The 24,163-nt window shown below is 60.6% G+C and carries 27 protein-coding genes; 9 read left to right on the forward strand and 18 right to left on the reverse strand.

Features of this window, described 5'->3' with window-relative positions:
• Positions 1–107 precede the first annotated feature (107 nt).
• The 8 genes from HF682_RS06995 (at position 108) to HF682_RS07030 (ending at position 7,219) form a co-directional block, all read left to right on the forward strand.
• Positions 108–464 (forward strand): hypothetical protein, encoded by a 357-nt coding sequence (locus tag HF682_RS06995; RefSeq protein WP_168876478.1) that lies wholly within the window; start codon positions 108–110, stop codon positions 462–464.
• Positions 465–583: 119 nt separating this feature from the next.
• Positions 584–1,243, forward strand: a complete 660-nt coding sequence (gene gmk, locus HF682_RS07000) for a guanylate kinase (RefSeq protein WP_240947073.1) — start codon at positions 584–586, stop codon at positions 1,241–1,243.
• Between the two features lie 92 nt (positions 1,244–1,335).
• Positions 1,336–1,542, forward strand: a complete 207-nt coding sequence (rpoZ, locus tag HF682_RS07005; RefSeq protein WP_168876479.1) for a DNA-directed RNA polymerase subunit omega — start codon at positions 1,336–1,338, stop codon at positions 1,540–1,542.
• 75 nt (positions 1,543–1,617) lie between these two features.
• The gene (locus HF682_RS07010; RefSeq protein WP_168876948.1) at positions 1,618–3,759 is read left to right on the forward strand and encodes a RelA/SpoT family protein; all 2,142 of its coding nucleotides are present in this window, start codon (positions 1,618–1,620) and stop codon (positions 3,757–3,759) included.
• A gap of 7 nt (positions 3,760–3,766) precedes the next feature.
• On the forward strand, positions 3,767–4,531 hold the full coding sequence (locus HF682_RS07015) for a TatD family hydrolase (RefSeq protein WP_168876480.1): 765 nt from the start codon (positions 3,767–3,769) through the stop codon (positions 4,529–4,531).
• Positions 4,532–4,601: 70 nt separating this feature from the next.
• The gene (gene hemF, locus HF682_RS07020) at positions 4,602–5,507 is read left to right on the forward strand and encodes an oxygen-dependent coproporphyrinogen oxidase (protein WP_168876481.1); all 906 of its coding nucleotides are present in this window, start codon (positions 4,602–4,604) and stop codon (positions 5,505–5,507) included.
• Positions 5,508–5,591: 84 nt separating this feature from the next.
• Positions 5,592–6,473, forward strand: a complete 882-nt coding sequence (locus tag HF682_RS07025; protein WP_168876482.1) for a DUF2167 domain-containing protein — start codon at positions 5,592–5,594, stop codon at positions 6,471–6,473.
• Complete coding sequence (locus tag HF682_RS07030) at positions 6,470–7,219, forward strand: hypothetical protein (RefSeq protein ID WP_168876483.1); 750 nt, start codon at positions 6,470–6,472, stop codon at positions 7,217–7,219. Before HF682_RS07025 ends, HF682_RS07030 begins: the two co-directional genes overlap by 4 nt.
• A gap of 9 nt (positions 7,220–7,228) precedes the next feature.
• Here the strand turns inward: HF682_RS07030 and HF682_RS07035 are convergent, their stop codons facing one another.
• From HF682_RS07035 to ychF, 3 genes are all read right to left on the reverse strand, one after another.
• Positions 7,229–7,723, reverse strand: a complete 495-nt coding sequence (locus HF682_RS07035) for a hypothetical protein (protein ID WP_168876484.1) — start codon at positions 7,721–7,723, stop codon at positions 7,229–7,231.
• A gap of 56 nt (positions 7,724–7,779) precedes the next feature.
• Positions 7,780–8,235 (reverse strand): MarR family winged helix-turn-helix transcriptional regulator, encoded by a 456-nt coding sequence (locus HF682_RS07040; protein WP_205881920.1) that lies wholly within the window; start codon positions 8,233–8,235, stop codon positions 7,780–7,782.
• 126 nt (positions 8,236–8,361) lie between these two features.
• Positions 8,362–9,453, reverse strand: coding sequence for a redox-regulated ATPase YchF (gene ychF / locus HF682_RS07045; protein ID WP_168876485.1), 1,092 nt, complete (start codon positions 9,451–9,453; stop codon positions 8,362–8,364).
• A 151-nt stretch (positions 9,454–9,604) separates the two neighbouring features.
• Here ychF and HF682_RS07050 point away from each other — a divergent pair, with 151 nt between their 5' ends.
• Complete coding sequence (locus HF682_RS07050; protein WP_168876486.1) at positions 9,605–10,636, forward strand: oxidoreductase; 1,032 nt, start codon at positions 9,605–9,607, stop codon at positions 10,634–10,636.
• On the opposite strand, the gene HF682_RS07055 is transcribed toward HF682_RS07050, so the two are convergent.
• From HF682_RS07055 to HF682_RS07125, 15 genes are all read right to left on the reverse strand, one after another.
• Complete coding sequence (locus HF682_RS07055) at positions 10,633–11,898, reverse strand: c-type heme family protein (RefSeq protein WP_240947194.1); 1,266 nt, start codon at positions 11,896–11,898, stop codon at positions 10,633–10,635. The two genes, HF682_RS07050 and HF682_RS07055, sit on opposite strands and share 4 nt — an antisense overlap.
• Positions 11,899–12,082: 184 nt before the next feature.
• Positions 12,083–12,286, reverse strand: coding sequence for a cold-shock protein (locus tag HF682_RS07060; RefSeq protein WP_168876488.1), 204 nt, complete (start codon positions 12,284–12,286; stop codon positions 12,083–12,085).
• Between the two features lie 236 nt (positions 12,287–12,522).
• Complete coding sequence (gene iscX, locus HF682_RS07065) at positions 12,523–12,717, reverse strand: Fe-S cluster assembly protein IscX (protein WP_168876489.1); 195 nt, start codon at positions 12,715–12,717, stop codon at positions 12,523–12,525.
• A 10-nt stretch (positions 12,718–12,727) separates the two neighbouring features.
• Positions 12,728–13,066, reverse strand: coding sequence for an ISC system 2Fe-2S type ferredoxin (fdx, locus tag HF682_RS07070; protein WP_168876490.1), 339 nt, complete (start codon positions 13,064–13,066; stop codon positions 12,728–12,730).
• 13 nt (positions 13,067–13,079) lie between these two features.
• Positions 13,080–14,951 carry a Fe-S protein assembly chaperone HscA gene (hscA, locus tag HF682_RS07075; protein WP_168876950.1) on the reverse strand — a complete coding sequence of 624 codons (1,872 nt, stop codon included), beginning with the start codon at positions 14,949–14,951 and terminating at the stop codon, positions 13,080–13,082.
• Positions 14,952–14,994: 43 nt separating this feature from the next.
• The gene (gene hscB / locus HF682_RS07080) at positions 14,995–15,516 is read right to left on the reverse strand and encodes a Fe-S protein assembly co-chaperone HscB (RefSeq protein ID WP_168876491.1); all 522 of its coding nucleotides are present in this window, start codon (positions 15,514–15,516) and stop codon (positions 14,995–14,997) included.
• A gap of 18 nt (positions 15,517–15,534) precedes the next feature.
• Entirely contained in the window at positions 15,535–15,858 is a 324-nt protein-coding gene (gene iscA, locus HF682_RS07085) for an iron-sulfur cluster assembly protein IscA (protein ID WP_168876492.1), read from the reverse strand.
• A gap of 13 nt (positions 15,859–15,871) precedes the next feature.
• Positions 15,872–16,255 carry a Fe-S cluster assembly scaffold IscU gene (gene iscU, locus HF682_RS07090; protein WP_168876493.1) on the reverse strand — a complete coding sequence of 128 codons (384 nt, stop codon included), beginning with the start codon at positions 16,253–16,255 and terminating at the stop codon, positions 15,872–15,874.
• Between the two features lie 45 nt (positions 16,256–16,300).
• Positions 16,301–17,512 (reverse strand): IscS subfamily cysteine desulfurase, encoded by a 1,212-nt coding sequence (locus HF682_RS07095; RefSeq protein WP_168876494.1) that lies wholly within the window; start codon positions 17,510–17,512, stop codon positions 16,301–16,303.
• A 23-nt stretch (positions 17,513–17,535) separates the two neighbouring features.
• Positions 17,536–18,006, reverse strand: a complete 471-nt coding sequence (iscR, locus tag HF682_RS07100) for a Fe-S cluster assembly transcriptional regulator IscR (protein WP_168876495.1) — start codon at positions 18,004–18,006, stop codon at positions 17,536–17,538.
• A gap of 92 nt (positions 18,007–18,098) precedes the next feature.
• A complete protein-coding gene (locus HF682_RS07105) occupies positions 18,099–18,740 on the reverse strand; it encodes a DedA family protein (protein ID WP_168876496.1) in 642 nt (213 codons plus the stop codon).
• 8 nt (positions 18,741–18,748) lie between these two features.
• The gene (gene secF, locus HF682_RS07110) at positions 18,749–19,753 is read right to left on the reverse strand and encodes a protein translocase subunit SecF (RefSeq protein WP_168876497.1); all 1,005 of its coding nucleotides are present in this window, start codon (positions 19,751–19,753) and stop codon (positions 18,749–18,751) included.
• Between the two features lie 24 nt (positions 19,754–19,777).
• Positions 19,778–21,610: a protein translocase subunit SecD gene (secD, locus tag HF682_RS07115; RefSeq protein WP_168876498.1), complete on the reverse strand. Its 1,833-nt coding sequence runs from the start codon at positions 21,608–21,610 to the stop codon at positions 19,778–19,780.
• 56 nt (positions 21,611–21,666) lie between these two features.
• Positions 21,667–21,987, reverse strand: coding sequence for a preprotein translocase subunit YajC (yajC, locus tag HF682_RS07120; protein WP_168876499.1), 321 nt, complete (start codon positions 21,985–21,987; stop codon positions 21,667–21,669).
• Between the two features lie 118 nt (positions 21,988–22,105).
• On the reverse strand, positions 22,106–24,106 hold the full coding sequence (locus HF682_RS07125; protein WP_205881922.1) for a site-specific recombinase: 2,001 nt from the start codon (positions 24,104–24,106) through the stop codon (positions 22,106–22,108).
• Positions 24,107–24,163: the final 57 nt, after the last annotated feature.

Below are 24,163 nucleotides of genomic sequence, written 5' to 3' on the forward strand. Positions count from 1 at the left end.
TCTGCGACATTCATTGTCGAAAAAGTGACGCATTTTTGACTGGCAAGGCCCTGCGAAATGTGTCATGGTGCACGCCAAGATAACCCCGACGTCCACGCAAACCCATCATGTATTACAAACGCGCCTTGAAACACCTGCTCTACATTGAGCTGGTTGCGGCCTTGGCAACCGTTGCAGCCTGCTACTGGCTGGGGAGCCAAACCCTCCTGCAGTTTGTCAATGTGTCCTCCTGCGTAGGCTTGGGTGTGGGTGGTATCGGGGCCTTGATCATGCAAGGTAACGGCTACTCTTCAGAAGATGCCGTGCAGGAAGACATGGCGCTGTCTGTTGCCAGCGACCCCGATGCCGCCTCATGGTGGCGTGCCTATGACCGCTGGCTTGCCGAACACCAGTCTGTCTTGCTGATTATTGGCGGTGTACTCTGGCTGGGGCTGACCGCGCTGGCTTACAACCTCCTGCACTAGCCCCCCGCATCCGCCACCCCATCCGGATTGACGGTGCCCGTCGACATCGGACACCAAGACGGATGGCAACGTTTTGCCAAAGGCTTAACGTCAGCCAGCCCTTGTGATACCCTCAATCCATGAAAGACTACGTGCGCAACCGCGCCAAGGCAGTGCAGGCTCCCATGCAAACCGGCAATATCTTTATCGTGGCCGCCCCTTCCGGTGCTGGCAAAACCACCCTGGTATCAGCCTTGCTGGCCGCAGACAGCAATGTGCGCCTGTCGGTGTCCTACACCACGCGCGCACCGCGTGAAGGCGAGCGGCATGGTACCGACTATCATTTTGTCTCGCGCGACGAATTCGTCGCCATGATTGGTCGTGGCGAATTCTTGGAGCACGCTGAGGTGTACGGTAATTTCTACGGTACCTCAGAGCGCTGGATACGTGAGCAACTGGCCAAGGGGCAGGACATCCTGCTGGAGATTGACTGGCAAGGCGCGCAGCAAGTCCGCAAGCTGTTCCCGCAGGCGATCTCGGTGTTTGTACTGCCGCCGTCACTGGAAACGCTGGAGCGTCGCCTGCGTGGTCGCGCCAAGGATAGCGAAGACGCTATCCAGCGTCGCATGCAGTCGGCACAGGAAGAAATCCGCCACGTAGACGAATACGATTACGTGATCGTGAATGAGTATATTGATGAAGCCGTACGCGACATCATCAGCTTGGTGCGTGCCGCTCGTCTGCGTATTGCCAGCCAGATGGAACGTCACACCACACTGATTGCCGAACTTAAAGGCTAAGGCTGAAGGCTGGCCGTTTGGCCAGCAAGCCGGTAAAATAGCCGCCCTTTGCGGTACGCCGCTGTTTTTTAATGTATTTTGAAGAGTGAACCATGGCCCGCATTACCATTGATGATTGCCTGAAGCGCATGTCCAACCGTTACAACCTGACCCTGGCCGCCACCACGCGTGCACGTCAGATTGCCAACGGCTCCACCCCGCTGGTGGAACAGGGCCGCGACAAGCCCACCGTAGTGGCCTTGAAGGAGCTGGCGCAGGGCAAGCTGGCCGATGACATTGTGAACCGTTATCGCGACTGATCGTCTCACCGCATGAATCCTCCTCCGGCCCCCCTCACTGCCGGTCAAGGCGTGCGCGTGGCAGTTGCCGTGCCCATGCAGGGTGGCCCGATGGACAAGGACGTCTCCGACTTTTTTGACAAGCTGGCGGCCTACCTCGATAGTGAAGAGGTCGCCCAGCTGGATGCGGCCTATCGTTTTGGCGAAGTGGCCCATGAGGGCCAGTTTCGCAAGAGCGGCGAGCCTTACATCTCCCATCCTTTGGCCGTCGCCAGCATTCTGGCCGACTGGCGGATGGACCCTCAGGCGCTGACCGCCGCCCTGCTGCACGATGTGGTGGAAGACACCCCCGTCACCAAGCAGGAATTGCAGGAGCTGTTTGGCAAAGCAGTGGCCGACCTGGTCGATGGCCTCTCCAAGCTGGAGCGCATCGAGCTGCAAAGCCAGGAAGAAGCACAGGCGGAAAATTTCCGCAAAATGTTGCTGGCGATGGCCCGCGACATCCGCATCATCCTGATCAAGATTGCCGACCGGCTGCACAATATGCGCACGCTGGGTGCCATGCACCCGGACAAGCAAAAACGCATCGCCCGCGAGACGATGGACATTTACGCCCCGATTGCCAACCGCATCGGGCTGAATGCCGTCTATCAGGAGCTGGAAGACCTCAGCTTCCGCTATCTGCACCCCAATCGCTATCAGGTACTGGCCAAGGCGGTGAAGGCCGCCCGAGGTAACCGGCGGCAGCTGGTGGACAAGATTCTGGGGGCGATCCAGCAACGCCTGCAGGATGCCCGCCTGCAAGCGCAGGTGAGTGGCCGAGAAAAGCACCTGTACAGCATCTACAAGAAGATGCAGGAAAAACACCTCTCCTTCTCCGAGGTGCTGGATATCTATGGCTTTCGGGTGATCGTGAACGACATCCCGTCGTGCTATCTGGCGCTCGGTGCCCTGCATGCACTGTACAAGCCCATTCCCGGCAAGTTCAAGGACTACATCGCCATTGCCAAAGCCAATGGCTATCAGTCGCTGCACACCACGCTGTTTGGCCCATACGGCACACCGATTGAAGTGCAGATTCGCTCCAGCGAAATGCACCAGACGGCGGAAGATGGTCTGGCTTCGCACTGGATGTACAAGAGCGCGGAGGGCAACCTCAACGACGTACAGCAACGCACCCACAAATGGTTGCAGCGCCTGCTGGATATTCAGTCGGAGAGCGGCGACGCTGCCGAATTCCTCGAGCACATCAAGGTCGATCTGTTCCCGGACGAGGTGTACGTGTTCACCCCCAAGGGGCGCATTCTGGCGCTGCCACAAGGGGCCACCGCCATCGACTTCGCCTACGCGGTGCATACCGACATTGGCACCCACTGCGTGGCCGCCCGGGTCAATTTCGAGCTGGCCCCGCTGCGCACCCGCCTGCGCAGTGGTGACCGCGTCGAGATCGTGACCGACCCCAATGCTTACCCCAATCCGTCGTGGCTGTCTTTTGTTGCCACCGGCAAGGCTCGCTCGCACATCCGGCACTACCTGAAAACCATGCAGTTTGGCGAATCCGTTCGCCTGGGTGAGCGCTTGCTGCAGCAGGCGCTGCAGGTGTTCTCGCCCCGCCATGGCGCGGTGTCGGACCATGTGTGGGAGCACTATCTGCGCGAGAACGGGCTGCCGGACAAGGCCGATCTGCTGGCCGACATTGGCCTCGGCAAACGCCTCTCCATGGTGGTGGCGCGCGGCCTGCTGATGGCTGAAGGCATCGAACCCAACGAAGCCAGCAACCTCTCCGCCATCCCGATCCGCGGCTGGGAAAACATGGCCTTGCAGTTCGCCAAATGTTGTTACCCGATCCCGGGCGATAATATCGTCGGCTTCATCAACAAAGGCCAGGGCCTGGTGATTCATACCGCCGATTGCCCGGTGATCCACCGCAGCGATGTCGATCAGGACAAGCTGGTAGACGTGGAATGGGATCCGGTGGCGGGCCGCCTGTTCGAAGTCGGCGTGGACATCATCGCCAGCAACGACCGTGGCGTCCTGGCGCAGATCGCTGCCGTGATCTCGGAGCAGAACTCCAATATCGTCAACGTACATCTGGAAGAATTTGAAGAGCGGCCCAACTTCACCTCCATCCGCTTCCTGATCCAGGTGGAGCACCGCCAGCACCTCGCCACCGTGCTGCGCCACCTGCGCGCCCTGCCGGTGGTGGAGCGCCTGCAGCGCCGTCGTAATCACCACTGAGCCTGTTGTGTGGATCGACACCCACTGCCATCTTGACGCGCCGGAGTTCGACGCCGACCGTGAGCAGGTGGTGCAAACCGCCTTGCAGGCCGATGTCAGCGCCATGGTGCTGCCCGCAGTCTTCATCGAAAATTGCCGCAGCCTGCCCTCCACGCCATGGCCCTGCTGCCGGGTCGCGCTCGGCCTGCACCCGATCTATATCGACAGCCACCATCAACCCGAACACCTCGACGAACTGGCGCAGCTGGTGCAGCAGCACCGCCCCATTGCCATCGGCGAAATCGGGCTGGACTTCTTTGTTGACGGCCTTTCCCAGCAGAAGCAGATTGATTTCTTTGTGGCCCAGCTCAAGCTGGCCCAGCGCTTCGATCTGCCAGTAATCCTGCATGTTCGCCGCGCACAGGATCAGGTACTGAAATACCTGCGCCGCCATCCGGTGCGCGGCGGCATCGCGCATGCCTTCAATGGCAGCCCGCAGCAGGCTGCCGCCTTTATCGAGCTGGGCTTCAAGCTTGGCTTTGGCGGGGTGATGACCTTCCCGCGCGCGCGCCGGGTACGCGAACTGGCACAGACCCTGCCGCTGTCGGCGCTGGTGCTGGAAACCGATGCACCGGACATCCCGCCGGAGTGGGACCACCGAGGCCGTAATCAGCCCGCCTGGCTGCCGCGTATCGCCCAAGTGTTGGCCGAGCTGCGTGGTGGCATGCCCCTGCCTGAGCTGGCACAAGCACTGCGCCACAACAGCGAAGCGGTATTCGGCCCCCTGCCCTGACCGACCATTGCCGCCAGCCGGACAAACCCGGACAATGTGGCGTTTTCAGCGTCACACCACTGGACCCCGCATGGACCTGCCCGCCATCAAACACTATCTGCAAGACTTGCAGCAGCGCATCGTCACCGCGCTGGAGCAGGTCGATGGTCACTCCTTCCAGCGCGACAGCTGGATACGCCCGCAAGGGGGCGGCGGCCTGTCCTGCCTGACGGAAGACAGCACGGTACTGGAGCGCGGCGGCGTCTTGTTCTCGCATGTGCTGGGTGAGCAGTTGCCGCCCTCGGCCTCGGCCCACCGCCCCGAGCTGGCTGGTCGCCGCTGGGAAGCGATGGGGGTGTCGCTGGTGCTGCACCCGCGTAACCCTTATGCGCCCACCGTACACCTCAATGTACGCTGCTTCTGCGCGCTGGCCGAAGGCCAAGAGCCCGTGTGGTGGTTTGGTGGCGGCATGGACCTGACACCCTACTATGGCTTTGAGGCCGATGTCATCCACTTTCACCAAACCTGCCATGACGCGCTGGCCCCGTTTGGCGAGCAGTACTACCCGCAAATGAAAGCCGCCTGCGACCGCTACTTCCACCTCAAGCACCGGCAGGAACCGCGCGGCATTGGCGGCATCTTCTTTGATGACTTCAACCAGCCCGGCTTTGAGCAAAGTTTTTCACTGACCCGTGCCGTCGGCGATGCTTTCCTCACCGCCTACCTGCCTATCCTGCAGCAACGCCGGGATACGCCCTATGGCGAGCGCGAGCGTGACTTCCAGCTCTACCGCCGTGGCCGCTACGTGGAATTCAACCTGGTATGGGACCGTGGCACCCTGTTCGGCCTGCAATCCGGTGGCCGCACCGAATCCATCCTGCTCTCCATGCCACCACACGCCAGCTGGCGCTACGACTGGCAGCCCGAACCAGGCAGCCCGGAAGCCCGCCTGTATAGCGACTTCCTGACCGAGCGGGACTGGCTGAAGCAACAGTAATCGCAAAGCCGCAGCACATTGCGCATGATAGAATGCCTCAAAATCCATTCATCATATAACCAGAACATCACAGGGAGCCTGCCCATGCTGTCCAGCCTGCGAAAACTCAGCCTGCTCTTGCCCGTCCTCTTGCTTCAACCCAGCTGGGCGGAAGAGGCGACATCCGGGACCGTCAGTACCGCGAATGCCGAAGCAGATGCCGAGGCCGCGTTCTTCAAATCGCTCAACTTCGTCAACGGCCCCAGCCAGGTGCAGGTGGGCAGTTACGGCACCTTCAAGCTGCCCAAGGACTATGAGTACCTGCAGGATGCCGACACCCGCCGCCTGATGGCACACTGGGAAAACCTGGATACCGGCAAGCCTGAATACTACTTTGCCCCCAAGGGCGGCAAGTGGTTCGCTGTGTTCAGCTACGAAGATACCGGGCATGTGAAGGATGACGAGAAGATTGACGCCGCCGAGCTGCTGCAAAGCATGAAGGACGGTGCCATTGCTGGCAATGCCGAGCGTGCCAAATTGGGCTGGGCCCCCATGACGGTACAAGGCTGGCATCAGGAACCCTTCTACGATCCGGACTCAAAACGCCTGACCTGGTCGATCAACTACCTGAGCGGCGGCCAGGCGGTGGTGAACTACAACACCCGCGTGCTGGGCCGTACTGGCGTGACCGAAGTGACGCTGGTAGCCGAACCGCAAGACCTTGAAGCGGCCATCAAGGAATTCAAGGAGGCCATCAAGGGCTACGACTACGTGGCCGGTCAGCGCTACGCGGAATATCAGGATGGTGACAAGACCGCCGAGTACGGCCTCGCCGCGCTGATTGCCGGTGGTGCCGCTGCTGTGGCTACCAAAAAGGGCTTCTGGGCCGCCATTGTGTCCTTCTTTGCCGCAGGTTGGAAAATCATTGCCGGGGTGTTTGTCGCGCTGGGTGGCTGGGTGGCCTCCCTCTTCCGCAAGAAGGAATGATGCTGCACCTGCCTCCGTTTGAGGTGCTGCTGGTGCTGGGGGTGGTCGGCTTTTATCTGTTCGATTCCGCCCAGCTGCTGTATCGCAATGAACTGCTGCTGCACAGCACCGGCTCCACTTGGCACGTCAGCGCGCCAAGCGGACTGCCCCTGCGCGGGCGCTACTTGCACATCCCCAACCCCTTTGCGCCCGGCCAGCTGCTGCTCAGGCTGAACTGGTACACCAGCGCACCTGCGCTGGATCGCCAGGCCCTGCTTGAGCTGCAGCGCACGCTGCAGCCCTTGCGCTACCTGTGTGGCCTGCTGGCCATTCAGCTGCTGCTGGGCCTGCCGCTGGTGCTGCTGCTGTTCCGGCCAGGCTCGGTTTGGCTCACCCAGATGGCCGCCATCTACCTGATTCTGCTGACCCAGGCGGTCTACCTGTGGCAACAGCGCGCCGCACTGGGACTCAGTCGCAAGGCCGCGCTGATGCTGGCGTTTGAAGTCATCACCTGCCCGCCCTTCGGGCTCAACCTGCTGCGCCGCCTCAGCCTGATGCACCCCCTGCATGGCGACAGCCTGCAGCTGCTGCAACAGCTGCTACCCGCCCCGGCGCAAACCGCCCTGTTCACTACCCTGCAGCAGCAACTGGCAGAAGACCTGCAGCTGGAAGCCGACGACAGCCCGGAGCGCACCGCCTTGCTGGCGTTACAAGCCCGGCTGGCTCAGCTCAACCCTGCGCCCGCAGCAGCCGACACCCCGGACTAAGCATCCACATCAGGCCGGACAGGCGGCCGCAGGTCGCTGGGGCGGGCGGACGCCCACGCGCCATACGCCCACGGCAGCGGCCAGCAAGGTCAGCAACACGTTCACGGCACCGCAGATGGATTCCTGCAGATACGCCGCATGATAGTCCGCGCTCAAGTGCCCCGCCGCCAGCGACTGTATCGCCAGCGCCGTCGCCCGCCCGACAGCTGGCATCACCAGCAGGTGCGCATTGAGCACAATCAGCAACATGATCAGCGCCTTGATCTGTACAAACCGCACACGGACACCATAGCGTTTGAACGCCATCAGCAGCCCGCTGATGGCCATCAACCACATCCCCGGCAAGGTCAACGCCTGCGTACCGGCACTGATGATGCGGCGACCAAACACCATCCACTCCAGCGCCGCCCCCTCCATCAACGTCGATACCAGAATGAACGACAGGATACTGCCCAGAAACAGTATCAAACCGATAAAGTGCAGTAGCTTCATCACGCGAAACATAGGATTCTCCAGAATTAACCGCGGGTTAAACCGCATTCCATGATTGGGCCGCCGGGTCAGGCGGGTGTACCGAGGCTTAACAGCTGCAACAGCCTGTGCAGGGTCGCCGTCGCCTGGTCTGCCTCATCCGCCGGCACGGCACGGGCCAGCCTGCTCACCTCGGCCTCCCACAAAGTCTTGGCCCCCAGATAGCGCTCGTTGCCCTGCGGGGTTAACCCATACTGGGGTGAGCGTTTGTGGGCAGGGTTGGCCTGCGCCGCCACCCACCCCAGCTCCAGCAGCACATTGAGCTGCTTCTGCGCCCCTTGTCGCGTCATCCCCATCACCTCGGCAATCTGAGGCGCGGTCAGCGGCTGATCGGCCATGGCCATCGCACCCAGAGTCTGCCAGCGCGCACTGGTCAGCCCCAATGGCGCCACCAGCTCATCCCCCCAAGCCAGCAGCTGCCCGTTCAAGCGAAACACCATCAAGGTCAGCTGACTGATGGCGTCCATATCCTGCGCAGTCTTCATGCAGTCCCCCCTTTATATTGACAACCAGTTTCCATTATTGGTAACCAGTTGTCAATATAGGGCTATAAAAAAGCCCGCATCAGCGGGCCTTTTTGCCGTACTTCACAGGCCCTTGGCCTGTGTCGGTTAGACGTTGAACAGGAAGTTCATCACGTCGCCATCCTTCACCACGTATTCCTTGCCTTCGGCGCGCATCTTGCCCGCTTCCTTGGCGCCTTGCTCGCCTTTGCAGGCGACGAAGTCTTCGAAGCCGATGGTCTGGGCGCGGATGAAGCCGCGCTCGAAGTCGGTGTGGATCACACCGGCGGCTTGCGGGGCGGTGTCGCCTTTGTGGATGGTCCAGGCGCGCACTTCCTTGACCCCGGCGGTGAAGTAGGTCTGCAGGCCCAGCAGGTCGTAGCCGGCGCGGATCAGGCGGTTGAGGCCCGGCTCTTCCAGGCCCAGCTCGGCGAGGAAATCGGCCTTGTCGGCGTCGTCCAGCTCGGCAATGTCGGATTCGATGGCGGCACAGACAGCGACCACCGGCGCGCCTTCGGCGGCAGCATAGGCCTGTACGCGCTCCAGCAGCGGGTTGTTCTGGAAGCCGTCTTCTGCCACGTTGGCGACGTACATGGCGGGCTTGATGGTGAGCAGGCAGAAGGGCTTGATCAGCAGCTTTTCGTCATCCGACAGGCCGAGCGAGCGGGCGGGCTTGCCTTCGTTCAGGTGCGGCACCAGCTTTTCCAGCACGGCCACCAGCTTTTGCGCTTCCTTGTCGCCCGATTTGGCTTTCTTGCCATCGCGGATGATGGCTTTTTCGACCGTGGTCAGGTCGGCCAGCGCCAGCTCAGTGAGGATCACTTCGATGTCGGACAGCGGGTCAACCTTGCCCGCGACGTGGACGATGTTTTCATCTTCAAAACAGCGCACCACATTGACGATGGCGTCGGTCTCGCGGATGTTGGCGAGGAACTGGTTGCCCAGGCCTTCGCCCTTGCTGGCCCCGGCGACCAGACCGGCAATGTCGACAAACTCGACAATGGCGGGCAGCACGCGCTGTGGCTTGACGATGTCGGACAGCGCCTGCAGGCGGGCATCCGGCACCTCGACCACCCCTACGTTCGGCTCGATGGTGCAGAACGGGTAGTTGGCGGCTTCAATGCCCGCCTTGGTCAGCGCGTTGAACAGGGTGGACTTGCCGACGTTGGGCAAGCCAACGATGCCGCATTTCAGACTCATGCCTTCAAACCTTTGCGATAATGGCCCAGGGCCGTAAGCTATTTAATCCGCTATTGTACACCGTCAGCCCCGGCTGTCGGAATGCCCGTTGATGCAAGCACTTGTTTGTGCGTCATAATTCTGCCTCATCAGCATGACCTGGAGACCCTGTATGACTGCCCCCTTGCGTGTTGGACTGATTGGCTATGGCTATGCTGGCCAAACGTTTCATGCGCCGCTGCTGGGCAGCACGGCCGGTATGGTGCTCAGCCGTATCTGCTCCAGCAAACCGGAGCTCGTGCAGCGAGACTGGCCGGGCTGCATGGTGGATGCCGACCCGATGCAGACCCTGCAGCATCCGGAAGTAGACCTGGTAGTGATTGCCACGCCGAACGATAGCCACGCGCCACTGGCGACTGCGGCCTTGCGGGCGGGCAAGCATGTGGTGGTCGACAAGCCGTTTACACTGACGGCCACAGAAGCCGAAGCACTGGTGGCGCTGGCGGAGCAGCAGCAGCGCGTCCTGTCGGTGTTCCACAATCGCCGCTGGGATGCGGATTTCCTCACCCTGCAGCACTTGCTGGCGGACGGGGTGCTGGGCGAGGTCTGCCATGTAGAATCCCGCTTTGACCGTTTTCGCCCGCAGGTGCGGGAGCGCTGGCGCGAGCGTGCCGAGCTGGGTGGCGGGTTGTGGTATGACCTCGGCCCGCATTTGCTGGACCAGGCGGTGTGCCTGTTCGGCCTGCCGCAACGCCTGCAGGCGCAGCTGCATACGGTGCGGCCCGGTGGGAGCCGTGATGACTGGGCGCACGTGCTGCTGGACTACGGTAGCTTGCAGGTAGAGCTGCGGGCGTCCATGCTGATGGGCGGCGGCTTGCCCCGCTTTGCAGTGCATGGCACCCAGGGCAGCTGGATCAAGCACGGGCTAGATGTGCAGGAACAGCAGTTACAGCAAGGCATTCGTCCCGGCCATGCGGACTGGGGGCTGGACCCTGTGCCCGGCCTGCTACTGCCAGAAGGGGATCATGCACAGCCTGCGTCACCGCGAGGCAACTATCCGGCCTACTATGCAGGCATCCGCGACTGCATTACACAGGGGCAACCCAATCCGGTGAGCGCCACGTCGGCACTGCACGTGATGCGCCTGCTGGAACGGGCGCAACAGTCGGCAGCGGAGGGGCGCAGCCTGCCAGTCAGCGCCTAGCTGTGTCCCGCCGGCTCGGTCAGGTCGGGCATGTGGTCGTCTTCACCCCAGACATAGAGGCAGTTCCGGCCGTTTCGCTTGGCATGATAGAGGCTGATATCGGCCCGGTGCATGAATTCGCTGGCCGTCTCGCCATACCGCCATTCGGCCAGACCAAAACTGGCCGTCACCCGGGGCACAGGGTCAAAACTGCCCAGCATCACAGCCACCCGCAGCTGCTCTGCCAGCACCCGCGCGCCGCTTTCTGCGGTTTCCGGTAGCAGCAGGCCAAACTCTTCGCCCCCCAAGCGCCCCAGGCAATCCCGCTGCTTGATCATCTGCTGCAAGGTATACACCAGCTGGTGCAACACATGATCGCCCACATTATGACCAAACTGGTCGTTGATGGCCTTGAAATGATCCAGGTCAATCATCACCAGACAAAGTGGCCGCTCATCAAAGGTGGCTTGTGCGATCGCGTCATCCAGCGACCGCAGAAAGGCGCGACGGCTGATGGCACCGGTCAGGGCATCCTGCCCCGCTTCCTGCGTCAGCAGTGCATTGGCCCGGTTCAAGGGCTTCAAGACCAGCATGCTCAGCAGCAGGTTCAGCACCACAAACAGCAAGCTGTAGATACCGGCCAGCAGCCACAGATAGCGAGTAAACGTATCATCCATCCGCTGCATGGGCACTTGTGCCGGTACGGACACAATCTGCGCCCCGACAATGTCACCCATACGCCAGCCGAAGCCGTTTTTGCGCCCGTAAAGGCTCACCAGTGCTTCAGGGGCCCGGTCCGGGCTGGAGTGGCAGTACAAGCACGCTTTGTCCGAGATGCGAATGGGGCGGGCCAGATTGAAACGGCTGCTGTCGGGCGTCTGCACCAGCTCCGTGACCGCTCCCTTCAGATGCTCGCTCTGGTAGCGCTGGATCAATGCCACTTCCCAGCCTTGGGCCACATTCTTGGGGTTCATCGGGTTCAGTGCAGCTTCGCGGTAGGACTGCCCCGGATAATGCTCATGAAACAAGGCCATGACTTCGCGTGCAGCAAACGCAGGCACCGCTTGCTTGCGAAATGCAAACGCCGGGTCTGCGTCCAGAATCGGCTTGATCTGCAGGGAGGTGTAACGCCGTACCGCGATGGCCGCTTCCATAGTGGCTTCTGCATTACGATGCAGTTCCTGCATCATTTCCTGCTTCAGGTTGTCATGCAAATACCACGCACTGACTGCCATGCCCAGCATGCAGGTCAACAACAGCACCAGATTGAACTTCGCGCGCATCAGCACGGCGCACTCCAGCGGGATTGGTCCCGTCCTAGCCCCATACCATCACTATATGTGATGCGCAGCAGATTTGCTGACTGAAGCGAATCGTTGCTTCATTCCGCCTCATCATGGGCACCCAAGGCGGGCCCACAAAGAAAAACAGCCCGGCAAGCCGGGCTGTTCTATCGTAAGCGGAAGCTTACAGCGGCTTGATGTTGGCCGCTTGCTTGCCCTTCGGGCCAGTGGTCACGTCGAAGCTGACCTTCTGGTTTTCCTGCAGGGACTTGAAACCATTCGATTGAATGGCGGAGAAGTGCGCGAACAGATCTTCGCCACCATCATCCGGAGTAATGAAACCAAAGCCTTTAGCGTCGTTGAACCACTTGACGGTACCGGTTGCCATGAATCTATTTCCTTGAAAAAAATTGGATGTATCGGGCGGATGCCCATTTTTTGCAAGCAGGGTCGACACCGGGAATGACAAACTGATACGCCGTGAAGCATTAACGACAGCTGACGAAAACCGTACTACCTTGAAACCTGCATGCGCAGTGTGCACTTGCCCGCTGGTGCCGTCAAGCATGCGGGCACATTTATTTCTACTCTGCCCAGCCGTACCGTGGTTGTCCTGCCACAGCGTCAGCTGATTTCGTCAATCCAGCATTGCTGGATGGCTTCCAGAATGCGCTCACCACAGTGCGCCGGATCGTCGTCAAAATCCGGCAGCGCCAGCACCCATTGCATCAGGTCGGTAAAGCGCAGCTGACGCGGGTCAATGTCGGGGTGCGCCTCGGAGAGCTCGATGGCAATCTCCAGTGAATCGGTCCATTTCATGGCATTGCCCTCAGTGGTTTTCCTTGGCGTGGTTGATGCTGTATTTGGGGATTTCCACCACCAAAGGCACCGAGCCCACCTTGGCCTGACAAGACAGCCGGGATTGCGCGGTCAGCCCCCAGGCGCGGTCCAGCATGTCGTCTTCGTCTTCATCCGATGCAGACAGGCTGTCAAAGCCCTCGCGCACCACCACATGGCAGGTGGTACAGGCACAGACCTGACCACAGGCATGGTCAATCTCAATGTCGTGCTCCAGCAAGGCATCGCAAATGCTTTGCCCCGGCGTGGCCTCGATCTCTGCGCCACTCGGGCAAATTTCATCATGCGGCAGCAAGGTGATGCGGGTCATGTCAACTCCACGATTAGTCCAGACTGGTCAATCGCTGACCAGCCAATGCCCGCTTGATGCTGGCGTCCATGCGGCGAGCGGCAAATTCATCGGTGGCCTGGCTGGTCTCGCGTGTGACATCCCGCAGCTTCGTCATATCATCACCGGCCAGTGCCTGCTCGAGTCGGTGCAAGGCTTGCCCCAACTGCTGCTGTTCCAGTTCGCTCAACAAATGGGCATCCTCTGCCAGCGCAGCGCGGGTAGCATCCAGCAAGCGCTGCGCGTCCACCTGCGCTTCCGCCCACTGGCGAGCAGCAATGTCTTCTTGCGCATGGGTAATGCTGGCTTGCAGCATGCGGCTGATCTCGTCATCGCTCAGGCCATAGGAAGGCTTGACGGTGACGCTGGCGCGAACACCAGTGGTTTTCTCGCTGGCTGAGACCGATAACAAGCCATCTGCGTCTACCTGAAAGGTGACCTGAATCCGGGCCGCACCGGCTGCCATCGGCGGGATGCCGCGCAGTTCAAAGCGGGCCAGCGACCGGCAATCCACCACGCGCTCACGCTCGCCTTGCAGCACGTGGATCAGCATCGCCGTCTGGCCATCCTTGAAGGTGGTGAACTCCTGAGCGCGTGCAGTGGGAATGGTCGAATTACGCGGAATGACCTTTTCCACCAGTCCGCCCATGGTTTCCAGCCCCAGCGACAACGGCGTCACGTCCAGTAATAGCCAGTCCTCCCCGGCTTTGTTACCCGCCAACACATTCGCCTGAATGGCAGCCCCCAGCGCGACCACCTTGTCCGGGTCCAGATTGTTCAGCGGCGCACGACCAAAGTAGTCGGCCACCGCTTGCTGCACATGCGGCATGCGCGTGGCGCCCCCGACCATCACGACACCATCCACGTCATCCACTTGCAGACCGGCATCACGCATGGCTTTGCGCAGCGGCAGCAGGGTTTTGTCGACCAGGTGGCGGGTCAGCTGGTGAAAAGTGGCCTGATCCAGTGTCAGGTCAACGGTATCGCCCTGCTCCAGAATGGCGGCGATGTTGGCGCTCAGGTTATCGGTGAGCGCTTCTTTGGCCAGGCGGGCCTTCTGCTGCAGCAGCTGGGTATCACGCGGACCCAGCAGGGAGAGCCCGGCCTGCTCCAGCATCCAGCAGTACACCCGGTGATCAAAGTCATCGCCTCCCAGTGCGGAATCACCACTGGTGGCCACCACTTCGAACACGCCACGGCTCAATCGCAGGATGGAGACGTCAAAGGTGCCACCGCCGAGGTCATATACCACATAAGTGCCTTCGGCGTGGTTATCCAGCCCATAGGCGATGGCGGCAGCGGTCGGCTCATTGAGCAGACGCAAAACATTCAGCCCGGCCAGTTGTGCGGCATCCTTGGTGGCTTGTCGTTGCGCATCGTCAAAATAGGCGGGTACCGTAATCACCGCACCGACCAAGTCGCCACTGCCGGCGGTCACCAGCGAGGCTTCGGCGCGGGCTTTCAGGCTGCGCAGGATGTCGGCGGAGACTTCCACCGGGCTTTTCTGGCCGCAACGCAACTTAAGCTGCACCATGCCGGGCGCGTCGATAAAGCGGTAAGGCAGGTGCTCACTGGCGATGTCTTTCAGACCACGGCCCATGAAGCGCTTGACCGATACGATGGTATCTTGTGGCTCGCGCGTCAGCCACGGCAAGGCGTCGTAGCCTACTTGCGGCTCGCCGTCTGCCGGATAGTGCACGACAGAGGGCAGCAGGCCACGCCCTTGGGTATCCGGCAGCACGGTGGGCAAGCTGCTGCGCACAGTTGCCACCAGCGAATGGGTGGTCCCCAGGTCAATGCCGATAGCCAGACGGTGCTGGTGGGGGGCGGCGCTCATGCCGGGTTCGGAAATTTGCAGCAGCATCAGTGTGTTCTTATCGATTTGATGATACCGGGTGCTTGCTGACAAGCTAGCCCAGCAGCCGCTCCAGCGCGGATTCCACTTCTTCGTCCAGCTTTTCCACAAAGCGCAGCTTGCGTACGGTACCAGCCGCGGCAACATCGTCTCGCTGCACATCCAGCCAGTTCACCAGCGCAGCCTGCAAGGTACGCTGCTCTTGTCGGAGCGCTTGGGACAAGCCTTCCAGCGCGGCAACATCACGTTGCCGGGCTGCATCCTCCAGCTGCTCACGCCATTCCATCTGCTGCATCAGGAAATCACGCGGCATGGCGGTGTTCGACTCCAGCTCCGGGTCCACCCCGCGCAATGACAGCAGGTAAATGGCCCGGCTCAACGGATGCTTGAGGATGTGATAGCCCTGGTTCGCCAGTGTGGCCCACTCCAGCGCACGACGTTTCTCGGCGTCGGTTGCCAGCGCATGCCGGTCCGGGTGCACCTGCGCCTGCACCGCGCGATAGGCCTGCTCCAGCGGTGCCAGGTTCAGCTGCTGCTGTTCGGGCAAGCCGAACAGGGAAAAATGGGTTTGCTGCACGCTCAAGCCATCCTGCGGTCAAACATTGAAGCTCTCGCCGCAGCCACAGGCATCCTTGACGTTCGGATTGTTGAACTTGAAGCCTTCGTTCAACCCTTCCTTGACGAAGTCGAGCTCGGTACCGTCGAGGTAGACCAGACTTTTCGGGTCAACCAGCACGGTGACACCGTGTGACTCAAAAGTCAGGTCTTCATCCTGTACCGCGTCAGCAAATTCCAGCTTGTAGGCCATGCCAGAACAGCCCGAGGTTTTCACCCCCAGCCGCAGGCCCACGCCCTTGCCGCGCTTTTGCAGGAAATTGGCCACATGGGTGGCGGCTGCTTCAGACAGTGTCACTGCCATGATCGACTCCTGCTCAAGCGTCGTGCTTGGCTTTGTAATCGGCCACCGCGGCCTTGATGGCATCTTCGGCCAGGATGGAGCAATGCACCTTGACGGGCGGCAAGGCCAGCTCTTCGGCGATTTGCGTGTTCTTGATGGACAGCGCCTCATCCAGCGTCTTGCCCTTCACCCACTCGGTCACCAGTGAGCTCGACGCAATCGCCGAACCACAGCCGTAGGTCTTGAAGCGGGCATCTTCAATCACCCCTTCTTCATTGACCTTGATCTGCAGCTTCATCACGTCGCCACAGGCCGGTGCCCCCACCATGCCGGTGCCCACACTGTCGTCACCCTTTTCGAAGGCGCCCACATTGCGCGGATTTTCGTAATGATCAATAACCTTGTCTGAGTATGCCATGCTGTTTCCCCTTGGCCGGCCTGCTGCCTGACCTTACAAACTGTATCAGTGTGCCGCCCATTGCACGGTGCTCAAATCCACACCGTCCTTGAACATTTCCCACAATGGCGACAATTCGCGCAACTTGCCGATCTTTTCCTGGATCAGTTGTACCGCGAAATCGATTTCCGCTTCGGTGGTGAAGCGACCCAAAGTAAAACGGATTGAACTGTGCGCCAGCTCATCCGAACGCCCCAGGGCACGCAACACATAAGAAGGCTCCAGACTGGCCGAGGTACAGGCCGAACCGCTGGATACCGCCAGTGCCTTCAGTGCCATGATCAGCGATTCACCTTCGACGAAGTTGAAGCTGACGTTCAGATTGTGCGGCACACGGGCGTCCATATCCCCGTTCAAATGCACTTCTTCGATCTGGCTCAGGCCGCGCCACAACCGGTCACGCAGCATGCGGATGCGCTCGTTCTCGCTCGCCATGTCTTCCTTGGCAATGCGGTAGGCCTCACCCATGCCGATGATCTGGTGCGTTGCCAGTGTGCCGGAACGCATGCCGCGCTCGTGGCCACCACCATGAATCTGCGCTTCCAGTCGCACCCGTGGCTTGCGTCGCACATACAGGGCACCGATACCCTTGGGGCCATAGCTCTTGTGGGCGGACAGGCTCATCAGGTCCACCTTGAGCACAGCCGTGTCGATGACCACCTTGCCGGTCGCCTGTGCGGCGTCGACATGAAACAGCACACCACGGCTGCGGCACAGCTCGCCAATCTCGGCAATTGGCTGAATCACGCCAATCTCGTTGTTCACCATCATGATGGACACCAGAATGGTATCCGGGCGAATGGTAGCCGCCAGTTCATCCATGTCCACCAGGCCGTTGGGCTTGGGGCTCAGGTAAGTGACCTCGAAGCCCTGCCGCTCCATCTCGCGCATGGTATCCAGCACGGCCTTGTGCTCGGTTTTCAGGGTAATCAGGTGTTTGCCCTTGCTGCTGTAGAAATGGGCAGCGCCTTTGATGGCAAGGTTGTCGGATTCGGTCGCGCCGGAAGTCCAGACAATTTCCTTGGGGTCGGCATTGAGCAAATCTGCAACCTGCTTGCGCGCCAGCTCCACCGCCTCTTCCGCCTCCCAGCCATAGGCATGGGAGCGGCTCGCCGGGTTGCCGAAGTGTTCGGTCAGCCAAGGAATCATTTTCTCAGCCACACGCGGGTCAATCGGGGTGGTGGCGGAGTAATCCAGGTAAATCGGCTTGGTGCTCATAGGTCGTCCAGTCAGATGCAGAATTACATTACGGCAGACAAGCGCTTGTCCAGCACCACCGGATGCTCGGACCCGGTGCACTGCTCACGCTCGCGCTGCTTGGCGACCAGCTCCGCCAGCGATACCGATGCCAGATAGCGGAAAATGGTCAGGTTCAGGTTGGTCCACAGATCATGGGTCATGCAGCGGTGCTCGTCGAGGCAGTTTTCCTTGCCGCCGCACTGGGTCGCATCAATCGGCTCGTCAACCGCCAGGATGATGTCAGCCACCGAGATGCTGAGCTCGGGACGGGCCAGACAGTAGCCGCCTCCCGGCCCGCGCACGCTGTCCACCAGCTCGGCGCGCCGCAGCTTGCCAAACAGTTGTTCCAGGTACGAGAGGGAAATCTTCTGCCGCTCGCTGATGCCAGCCAGCGTCACCGGGCCACACTGGTGGCGCAGCGCAAGGTCCACCATGGCGGTGACCGCAAAACGACCTTTGGTAGTAAGACGCATGACGGGCTCTTTCGGCCTGTAGAAGCCAATGACCCGATTTTAAAATACCCGATTAAATTGGTCAACAATTCAACCGTGATACTTGCCCTGGGTCAAGTGCGTGCCAGCCGCTGCCGGACAAACGCCACCACCACCGGCAGCACCGACAGCGCGATGATCCCCAGCACCAGCAGCGAGAAATTGGCGCGCACAAAGGGCTGGTTGCCAAAGAAATGGCCCAGATAAACCAGCAACAGCACCCAGCTCAGCGCGCCCAACACGGAATACAGCAGAAACTGACGATACGGCATGTGGCCGGCACCTGCGGTGAACGGGATATAGGTCCGCACGATCGGGATGAAACGCGCCAGGATGATGGCACGGCCACCATGCCGTTCAAAGAAGGCATGGGTGCGCTCCAGATATTCACGCCGGAACAGGCGTGAATTCGGCTTGGCAAACAAGCGCTGCCCCAGCCACCGGCCCAGCGCGTAGTTGACGTTGTCACCCAGCAAGGCGGCCACGATCAAGCTTGCCGCCAGCACGTGCGGGCTCAATGTCGTTCCCACCGTCAATGCCCCTGCAGCAAACAGCAGTGAATCACCGGGCAGGAAGGGCGTAACCACCAGCCCGGTTTCACAGAACACGATCAAGAACAGGATGCCATACACCCATACCCCGTGCTGATTGAACAGCTCGCGCAGATGGGTATCGACATGCAGGATGAAGTCAATCAGTAACCAGATCGTGTCCATGGTAGCGCTCAGGGCAAGGCGTGTTCGACTTCGGTTTTCTTCGGCTTGACGAAGTCTTCCCGCTTGACACCCAGCATCAGCAACAGCGGCGAGGCCACCAGCACCGAAGAGTAGATGCCAAACAGAATGCCGATGGTCAACGCCAGCGCGAAGTTGTGCAGGATTTCGCCACCGAGGAACAGCATGGAGGTTACCATCAGCTGCGTCGACAAGTGGGTGAGGATGGTCCGGCTCATGGTGGCGGTAATGGCGTTGTCGATGATTTCCGTCACCGTCTTGTTGCGCAGCTTGCGGAAGTTTTCGCGGATCCGGTCAAACACCACCACCGATTCGTTCACCGAGTAGCCCAGCACTGCCAGCACTGCCGCCAGCACCGTCAGGTTGAACTCCCAGCCAAACGCGGCGAAGCAGCCCAGAATGATCACCACGTCGTGCATGTTGGCAATGATGGCCGACACTGCAAACTTCCACTCAAAGCGAATGGCCAGATAGACGATGATGCCCAGACACACCAGCGCAATCGCCGTCAGACCACCGGTAACCAGTTCCTTGCCCACTTGCGGGCCCACAAACTCAATGCGTTTCATCACCACCGCAGGCTTGGCTGCCACTTGGCACACCCGCTGTGCCTGCTGGCCCGGCTGACCCGGCACCGCCACCAGCTGCCCCTGCTCGGCGGTACACAGCGCAGCATACACCCGGCTGGCGGTCTCGGCAGACGACCGGCTCTTTTCCAGCGGCAGCCGAATCATCACATCATGGCTGGTGCCATAGTTCTGCACGGCCACATCGGTATAGCCCAGTTTGCTGATGGCACCACGCACCCGCTCCAGATTGGCGTTCTGGGTGTACTGCAGCTCCACCACCGTACCCCCGGTGAAATCCACGCCAAAGTGCAAACCCTTGGCAATCAGGAAGTACACCGCTGCCAGGAAAGTGACCAGCGAAATGAAGGTGGTCAGCTTCCCGTAGCTCATGAACGGGATGTCTTTTTTAGGGTGGAAGATTTCCATATTGCGTTTTCCTTGTTGGCCCGCTCAGATCGACAGCGTCTTCAGCTTCTTGCGGCTGCCATAGACCAGGTTGACCAGCCCACGCGACACCAGCACGGCACTGAACATGGAGGTCAGGATACCCAGACAGTGCACCACGGCAAAACCACGCACCGGGCCACTACCGAAGATCATCAGCATCAGGCCCACGATCAGCGTGGTCACGTTGGAGTCAATGATGGTGGCCCAGGCATGCTTGTAGCCTTCCGAGATGGCCATCTGTGGCGACATGCCCGCACGCAGCTCTTCACGGATGCGCTCATTGATCAGCACGTTGGAGTCAATGGCCATGCCCAGCGCCAGCGCGATGGCGGCAATACCCGGCAAGGTCAGCGTGGCATGGATCAGCGACAGCAGCGACACCAGCAGAAACACATTGACCGCCAGCGACACAATGGAGATCACCCCGAACACCCGGTAATAGACCAGCATCAACACTGCGACCAGCGCAAAGCCCACCCAGGTGGAGTGGAAGCCACGCTCAATGTTTTCCTTACCGGCAGACGGCCCGACCGTACGTTCTTCCACCACCTTCATCGGTGCAGCCAGCGAACCAGAGCGCAGCAGCAGTGCGGTCTTGACCGTCTCGGGCGTAGTAAAGGAACCGGTAATGATGACGTTACCGCCACCAATTTCTTCATGCACCGATGGTGCCGTCACCACTTCCGACTTGCCATTCTCCACCAGCACCATGGCAATGCGCGAACCGGGCGCTTTCAAGGCCAGCTCACGGGTCAGGTTCTTGAAGATGTCTGCCCCCTCGCCATCCAGATTGATGGAGACGGCGGGTCGACCATCGCGGTCATTGGAAGTCTGGGCATTGGTGATGTTCTCACCGGTCAGCTCCACTTCCGTGCGCAGCAGGATCGGTCGGGTCTCGCCCTTGAAACGTTCCTGCATCAGCACGGTACCGGCCGGTACCGCGCCAGACAGGGCGCTGGACAGGGCTTGTGGGTCTTCCACCACCCGACGCACTTCCAGCGTCGCGGTGCGACCAATGATGTCCTTCACCTTGGTGGTGTCCTGCACGCCAGGCAGCTGCACCACAATGCGGTCCGCCCCTTGCTGCTGCACCACCGGCTCGGCCACGCCCATGGCGTTGACGCGCTTGCGCAGGGTGGCGATGTTCTGCTCCACCGCAGATTTACGGATCTCGGTCAGCGCGTTCGGTGCCAGGCTGCCTTCCACACGGAATTCACCGTCTGCTACCTGCTTTTGCAGGCTGACACTGACCAGCCGCGCCTTTAGCCCTGGCAGGGAGGCATCCAGACTGGCTTCATCGCGGAACTTCAGTGTCAGGCGGTCCGCACGGCGGGTCACCGTCGCACGTACCTTCTTCTCGCGCAGCACATTGCGGGCATCACGGGCAAAGCCTTCCATGGCCTTGTCTTCCGCCGCACGCATGTCCAGCTCCAGCATGAAGTGCACGCCGCCACGCAGATCCAGCCCCAGCACCATGGGGTTGGCCCCAAGGTCACGCAGCCAGTTCGGCGTATTCGGCACCAGGTTCAGCGCCACCAGATAGTCATCACCCAGCGCTTTTTGCAGAATGTCTTTGGCACGCAGCTGCGTCTCGGTATCCGCAAAGCGCAGTTTGACGCCATTCTGGTCCAGCTCCGAGGCGGTCACCGTCAGGCCCGCTTTGCGGACAGCGGCTTGCGCCTGATCCAGCAGTTGAGGCGTGACAGTAATGGTGGCCTTGTTGGGCGCAATCTGCACGGCTGGCGCTTCGCCAAACAGGTTAGGCAAGGCATACAGCACACCCGCCAGCAACACGAAGGCGGTCAGCAGCTTTTTCCAAAGAGGAAAACGATTCATGGTTCAGACATCCGTGAGACACGGGGTGGCGCACCCACCCCGCTGAGTGGCACCGCTTACAGCGACAGGGTGCCCTTGGGCAGCACGGCTGCAATGGCAGCGCGCTGAATCAGCAGCTGGGTATTACCTGCCGTTTCGATGGTGATGTAATCGTCAGCCAGTTTGTTGATACGGCCAGCCACGCCACCGTTGGTCAGGACTTCATCGCCCTTTTTCAGCTGGCTCAGCTGTTCGCGCAGTGCCTTGGCCTTCTTTTGCTGCGGGCGGATCAGGAAGAAATAAAACGCCACAAAAATGACCACCATCGGCAGAAACTGTTCGATCATGGACGGGGCAGCTGCGGCTGCAGGTGCGGCGTGAGCGGGGCTAATCCACATGGCAGGATATCCTGAAAATATTCGATAACAAGTTATTGATCGTGCTTGGCCGGGTGCATGCCTTGACTGTCACACACCCATTGCCAACCTTAGATGATACCGTAAAACCGTAACAACGCTAAGCCGCCCCCTTTTCCGCCGCCGTGTCACGCGGCGGAAAAAAGAAGGGGCCGGGTTGCCGAATGAAACGCCGCCCCAATGCGGCCAGCAAGCTGCGTCCTTGACCGAAACTGACGCGCCGTGCATGCAAGGCCACCAGCAGCGCCAGACTGAAACTCACCACCAGATTGACCATGCCGATCAGCGCTACCCCCAGCAAGGAAACACTCCACACCTGCCATGGCAGCTGGAAATCACTGCCCACCAGCGCAAACACAAAGTTGGCGCTGGAGAAGGTGATGTGGCGAATGTCGATCGGCAAACCGAAGATAAAACCCAGCGTGCCGATACTGCCCAGCATCAACCCAAAGAAGAAGTTGCCTGCCAGCGCCCCCAGGTTATCCCCCACATAGCGGGCTACACGCTGCAAGCGTTGCGGCCCGAGCAGGCGACGCAGCCAGCCCAGTTGTTGCAACCGCTCCGGAATCTGGTTGTAACTGGCCTTGTTGTCGTAGTAGCCGGAGATCAAGCCCGACAGGAACAGACATACCCCGGCAATGGCAGCATGGGGCAACGCCAGGCTCTGCCAGGGATGCAGGTCGTGCAGCAGGTGTGCCACCTTGTCCGGATTGGCCAGATGCTGCCCGCTCGCCCACTGCCAGAACAAGGCGATCACCAGCGCGGTGGGCATGGCGACCAGCACATTGCCCATGATGGCGCTGAATTGCGAGCGCGCCACCTGCACACACAGTTCCGCCAGCTCTTCCAGCTGCGCCTTGCCTCGGCTCACTGCCGCATCAATGCTGGCCGCCAATTTACTGGCCGTCATCGCCGGTTGTTTGGTAGCGATGGTGAAATGCAGCACATGCACCAGCATGAAGCCCAGCGAATAATTCAGGCTATACAGGAAGGCATAGCCAAACGGTGCCAGCACCAGCTTGCCTGCCAGCACTTTAAGCAAGGCCATGAAACCGACAATCCCGCCCGCCCCCATGGCGGAGCGCAGCATGGAGAACCAGCCGGCGCGGTCGGTGGTCACATAATGCTCGCCCACTTGGCCAGCGCGCTCGGTCACCTGCAGAGCCAGCAACTCGGTATTGCTGTGAAACACTTCCCGCAGGCTGTACTGGTGACGGCTCGCTCGCATCAACTGTTGAAACAGGCTCACCGCCTGGCGTCGCAATGCAAGGTCCCAGCGCGAGGACAGCAAGTCCAGCAACAGCTCCAGCCGTGCCATGCTGGCTTCCAGCCGCAGCAGCAGCCGGGTCAGGCTGACACTGACCCCTTGTTGCGCCGCACTCTTGCGAATCCGGGACACGATCACGGCACATTGTGCCAGCAACACTCGCATATGGCGGGCATCCAGCCGGGGTACGCGCCCCTCACCCAGTGCCTGCTGACACGCAGCCACTTCTGCCATCAGTTCCGTGTTCTGCCGAAGGAAGGGTGATTCAAACCGCTCGATTGCCGGATAATTGCGCACCAGCTCCGGCTCCAGACCAATGGCCGTCATGCGGTAGGACAACACCTGGGCCGCTTCCAGTGCTTCCTGCAACCAGTAACGGCGCAGTACCGCATCACGTCGCCGCCACCCCATGGCGTGGAGCAATGCCAGCCAGGTATCGGGCGCAACGGCCATCAACCACGGCGCATCCCGCTTGAGGTCGAACACCTGCAGCAACACATCCTTCAGATAGCGGTCGTTGCAGGCAGGCGGCAGCCAGCGGGCATTGAAACGCCGCCACAACGCGCTCCAGAAGCCTTCGTTGGCGGGAATGCCGGTATCAGTGAGCAGGTGCACCAGCTTGCGGCTGAGGATTACTCGCTCAAGATAGGCTCGCAAGCCTTGTTGATACGCTACGTTCTGCTGCAGCAGAAAAGCCAGGGCGCGCACATTCTGGGTCGCCTGTTCGCCGTCATCCGGACGCGCGGGACGCAGGCAGGAGATCAATTGCTGCAAGGGCTGGATCTCATCCGAGCCATGCGTCAGCAATTGTTGTAAAACCTCATCCATACTCATGCCATTCCTCCTTTCCAGAAAGAAAGACCCCGCATGGAGGGCAACAGTTCCCTCCGG

Origin of the sequence: Leeia aquatica (genome assembly GCF_012641365.1) — a bacterium.
GTDB classification, from domain to species: domain Bacteria; phylum Pseudomonadota; class Gammaproteobacteria; order Burkholderiales; family Leeiaceae; genus Leeia; species Leeia aquatica.